Source organism: Paraglaciecola sp., from assembly GCF_030730205.1.
Lineage (GTDB): Bacteria > Pseudomonadota > Gammaproteobacteria > Enterobacterales > Alteromonadaceae > Paraglaciecola.
This window is the reverse complement of the sequence record NZ_JANQVQ010000111.1, coordinates 1-3,998: the sequence shown is the minus strand read 5'-3', so window position 1 is coordinate 3,998 and position 3,998 is coordinate 1. Positions and strand designations below refer to the sequence as shown.

At 40.1% G+C, this 3,998-nt stretch carries 3 protein-coding genes; 2 read left to right on the top strand and 1 reads right to left on the bottom strand.

The genetic code is table 11. The features are described 5' to 3' along the window. Positions 1 to 546 precede the first annotated feature (546 nt). Positions 547 to 1,062 (bottom strand): EF-hand domain-containing protein, encoded by a 516-nt coding sequence (locus tag NWQ57_RS08350; protein ID WP_306021687.1) that lies wholly within the window; start codon positions 1,060 to 1,062, stop codon positions 547 to 549. 611 nt (positions 1,063 to 1,673) lie between these two features. Here NWQ57_RS08350 and NWQ57_RS08345 point away from each other — a divergent pair. Together NWQ57_RS08345 and NWQ57_RS08340 are read left to right on the top strand one after the other, a co-directional pair. Then, on the top strand, positions 1,674 to 3,230 hold the full coding sequence (locus tag NWQ57_RS08345; RefSeq protein ID WP_306021686.1) for a glycosyltransferase family 39 protein: 1,557 nt from the start codon (positions 1,674 to 1,676) through the stop codon (positions 3,228 to 3,230). Continuing rightward, on the top strand, positions 3,211 to 3,939 hold the full coding sequence (locus tag NWQ57_RS08340; RefSeq protein WP_306021685.1) for a phosphatase PAP2 family protein: 729 nt from the start codon (positions 3,211 to 3,213) through the stop codon (positions 3,937 to 3,939). The genes NWQ57_RS08345 and NWQ57_RS08340 overlap by 20 nt, the downstream gene beginning before the upstream one ends. The last annotated feature ends 59 nt before the right edge of the window (positions 3,940 to 3,998 follow it).

Below are 3,998 nucleotides of genomic sequence, written 5' to 3'. Positions count from 1 at the left end.
CCGATAAGCGACGATTGCCTGGCCAACTCCGGTCGCGGATTCTACGCAGGTTAAGCGTGGGTTACAAACATTACTACAAAACCAGCAAAAATAAGCACTGAAAAATTTCAACTTGCTTGCAATAAAAATATTATTTTACTGATTGCTGAAGGAACGTTTAATGATTGGGACTTAGTGAATACGACTGCCCAAATTCAGCACCTACCACACAATAAACTTGCTCCTTTTAGATACGCACTATCAATTACGTTTGTCGCCGGACAGTTCTAGATAATAAGCTAATTAAATAGCGAATGTTAATGATGGCTCAGAATCACATGTAAAATTGTATATTGAACCTTTTAACACCGATTAAAAGAAATGATTTGGTTATACAAATTACGATTTGAGGGTTATGAACAAGAGATTGACTAGAAAAACTCATCTCTCACTGGCCGATACTAAAACAGTGAAGGGAAAGCAGAATAAACCAGTACGCTTTCCCTACTGCCCCATTGATATGTTGCAAATTAGGTTTAAATTTAAGCATCATTGACCTTAAAAACATCAAACCATAGTATTAATTGGCGGCGCCACTTTATTCAGTAATTCCATGGCGTTTTGTACTCCTTCTTTAGAATACCCTTCAGTATTAAGTTGCTCCAACAAAGCACTTAAGTCTTTAGAATTTTGTTCATTCTTAGTATCTGTTGCTACGCTAGACATCATGGTTTTAAGTGCTTCAAATTCTTTTACTTGTTCACTTGGTGACGTACTATATCCATCAGGCCCTCCCTCCATTTTTGTCATCAGTTTAGACACTCTGCCTTCCATTTCCTGTAACAATTTTTGATGTTCCTGCGAGCTGATATTACCATCACCGTCTGTATCTATGGTCTTGGTAAACTCACTCGCTTTGCTTGCTTCTACTCCTTCCGCCGACAATATTTGCATAAACTCAGAAGCGCTAACTATGCCATCTTGATTTGTATCAGCTGCATCAAAGTTTACTTGTGCTTGTTTTTGCGTATCTTGCAGTTTTTGTGCAGGTTCAACCCCACCCATTCCCAAAATTGCACTCATGCTTTGTTCTCCAGTTGTTGAAAGCACAAGCAATACAGCATGATCAATTCCATTTAATGTCAAGGAAGTGTAAAGCCTGCTTCGCCCGTTTTAGTAGGCAAAAAACACATTTTTGTTTTGAAATAGCAAACCGACGGCAATCTGCTGCCACGCTAAAGGCAAATGACCTCTATTTAAGGAAACAAATAACCTTTGAACAGTAAGGTAAAATTGAGAGACGATACAAGATACAGCGCATGGATAAAACTGTCGGCTTGAGCCATAACAATGAGATATCTAGGAGCAGTTTTTAGACTGCCGACAAATAACGATACTGCTCAACCAATCGTCATCTTGAACATCTTACGTTAGGAATGAGTCCAAAAGAGCGGTTTATTTACTGTAAGTAAAACCAGTCAAACACATTGCATTCTAGGTAGATATGCATAACAACAACCTTCTGGTCATTGCGGTCTGCATAGCCATAGTGGGGAATGCAATTACGGGTTCTAAAAGCAAATGTTTCAAGACACTATTGAATGTCGTAAAAATGTCACCGAGTCTCAACCTAAACGTCACATTGCCCTTCTAAACTAAGGTAAATAATTTAGGCAAATAAAGGCAATGCAATCTTGAGAAGCATTAACAATAGCGCAGCTATCATACTAGCAAGGAAAGGCGGTTGTTTAGATCAGGTAAACGATAAATTAAAAGCAATGTTGTTTTTTGCATTTGCGCTATTCGCCATACGTTTAAGCTATGGGCCTTTCAGTGGTTTAGCCTTATTTTACGATGAAGCTTACTATCATTTTTGGTCTACTGAGCTAGATTGGGGTTACTATTCTAAGCCGCCGCTGGTTGCTTGGCTGATTTACGGCACCACTCATCTTTTTCACTCTCAGGCTGAATGGGCCGTTAGACTTGCCTCACCGGTCTTATACTTTGCAAGCGCTTACCTAATCTTTGCCAGTACTCGTTTTTTATATAATCGTCTAACAGGCCTTTATGCCGCAGCTATTTTTTACACCACACCACTGGTATCTTTCAACAGCTTGTTTATTACCACCGACGCTCCTTTATTATTTTGCTGGAGCCTTGCCATCTATTGTTATTTACATGCAGCTAAGAGTAATTCGTGGTGGGCATGGCTAGGCTTGGGGCTGGCAGTCGGCCTGGGTTTTTTAGCCAAATACACCATGCTTGTTTGGTTAGTTGGTTTTATTATTTTAACAATTTGGCAAAAGCCGCCCTTACGCCGGGTGATATCAGGTAAGGCGCTAGTAGCAGTTATCCTTTGTGGCGCTATAATATTTCCTAACTTATTATGGAATTGGCAGCATGATTTTATTAGTTTTCAACATACCGCCGAAATATCTAAATTAGACCAAATTTTATTCCACCCTAGTCAACTTCTTGAATTTATCGCCGGCCAATTTTTAGTTTTTGGTCCACTTAGTTTTTATTTGTTAATGCTTCTTTTCTGGCGTCCACTACTCACTAACAAAGCTGAAAAGTTGTTATTATGTTTAAGCCTACCTTTGCTTTTTGTTATGGCCGTGCAGGCCATATTAGCCAAAGCCAATATGAATTGGGCGGCACCTGCCTATGTTGCCGCAAGTATCATGTTGGCTAGGGCTTTAGTGCTCGGCTATAAGTACAAACTTCTGCATATCATTCTTGTCAGCAACCTAACAATGGGTGGCATTTTCTATCTTTATCCTCAAATACAGCAACTCCTGAATATTGAGCCCACCGCAAAGAACACTCCTTTTCATCGCGTCGAAGGTTGGAAGCCACTCTTTCAATCTATCCCGCACTACGTCGAAGATGCAGAACACCGAGTTTGGCTGAGCGATTCTCGTAAGTTGTTGTCTTACCTCCATTATTATTTACCTCAGCCCTATGGGCAAAACCTTAACGTTGTCAGTTTTAATCCTGATGGCAAAGTCGAGCACCAATTTGACCTTCACCACACCTTAAATCTAAGCGTTGGAAAAGATCAATCTAAGCAGAAAAGTGCTGAGTCTGATTTTATCTATCTAAGTGAGCAGCCCGTTGAATTAAGTGGCTGTTTTGCTGTTGTGCATTTAACAGCCCACATTAAACAAACCGTTTACCCAAGCTTACAACGAGAACTTTACCTTTATCATGTAGTGGGATTTCAAGGTTATGCACATTGCAAAGATTAATTTGATTCACATCCTATGGCGCAAAGACCTGCTCTTATGTTTGTGTTGCGCGCTCGTGTTCTATTACTTCCCAGAGATCGACTTATGGATCTCTGCTCAATTTTATGACGGACACTCCTTTTATCTGAACCAACATCCTTTGGTATACGGTGTTTATCGACTCTTTGCCAACATGCACTTTGTGGCTTTGGGGGTGCTAATTATTGCAAGTCTAGCTAGTCTATTTGTCCATAGTTATAAGGCTAAAGCGCTAAGAAAATCGTGCTGTTTTATCTTTTTAGTGTTGTTACTTGGCCCTGGTTTATTAGTTAATGGTCTATTAAAAAACCATTCATTAGGCCGTGTAAGACCGGTACAGATTGAACAATTTGGCGGACAAGATCATTTTACTCCGGCTTTTGTGTATTCAGGTGAGTGTCGTAAAAACTGTTCATTTGTCAGTGGCCATGCCGCGCTAGGCTTTGCCTTTATGTCATTATTTTTCATCTATCGACATCCTTTTTGGTTAGCCAGCGGTATCGGCATTGGGGTCATTGTAGGAACTGGTCGCATTATGCAAGGAGGCCATTTTTTAAGTGATGTATTATTTAGTTTTTGGGCTACCTATTTTTGTACCTTGCTACTTGCTTGGTTGTTTGGCTGTAAATCCGCTTTTTTCGGGATGGGCACAATGAAACCCAAATCACCGCTACAAACCTATTCTTGGTAAATAAGCCGTTCACCTGACCAGTATGTTTTTCATCGCATACTCAGGCATCTCTTTGATCA

Excerpts from the sequence above, each read along its gene's own strand:
- NWQ57_RS08340 (WP_306021685.1), top strand. The coding sequence starts at position 3,211 with ATGCACATTGCAAAGATTAATTTGATTCACATCCTATGGCGCAAAGAC.
- NWQ57_RS08350 (WP_306021687.1), bottom strand. The coding sequence starts at position 1,062 with ATGAGTGCAATTTTGGGAATGGGTGGGGTTGAACCTGCACAAAAACTG.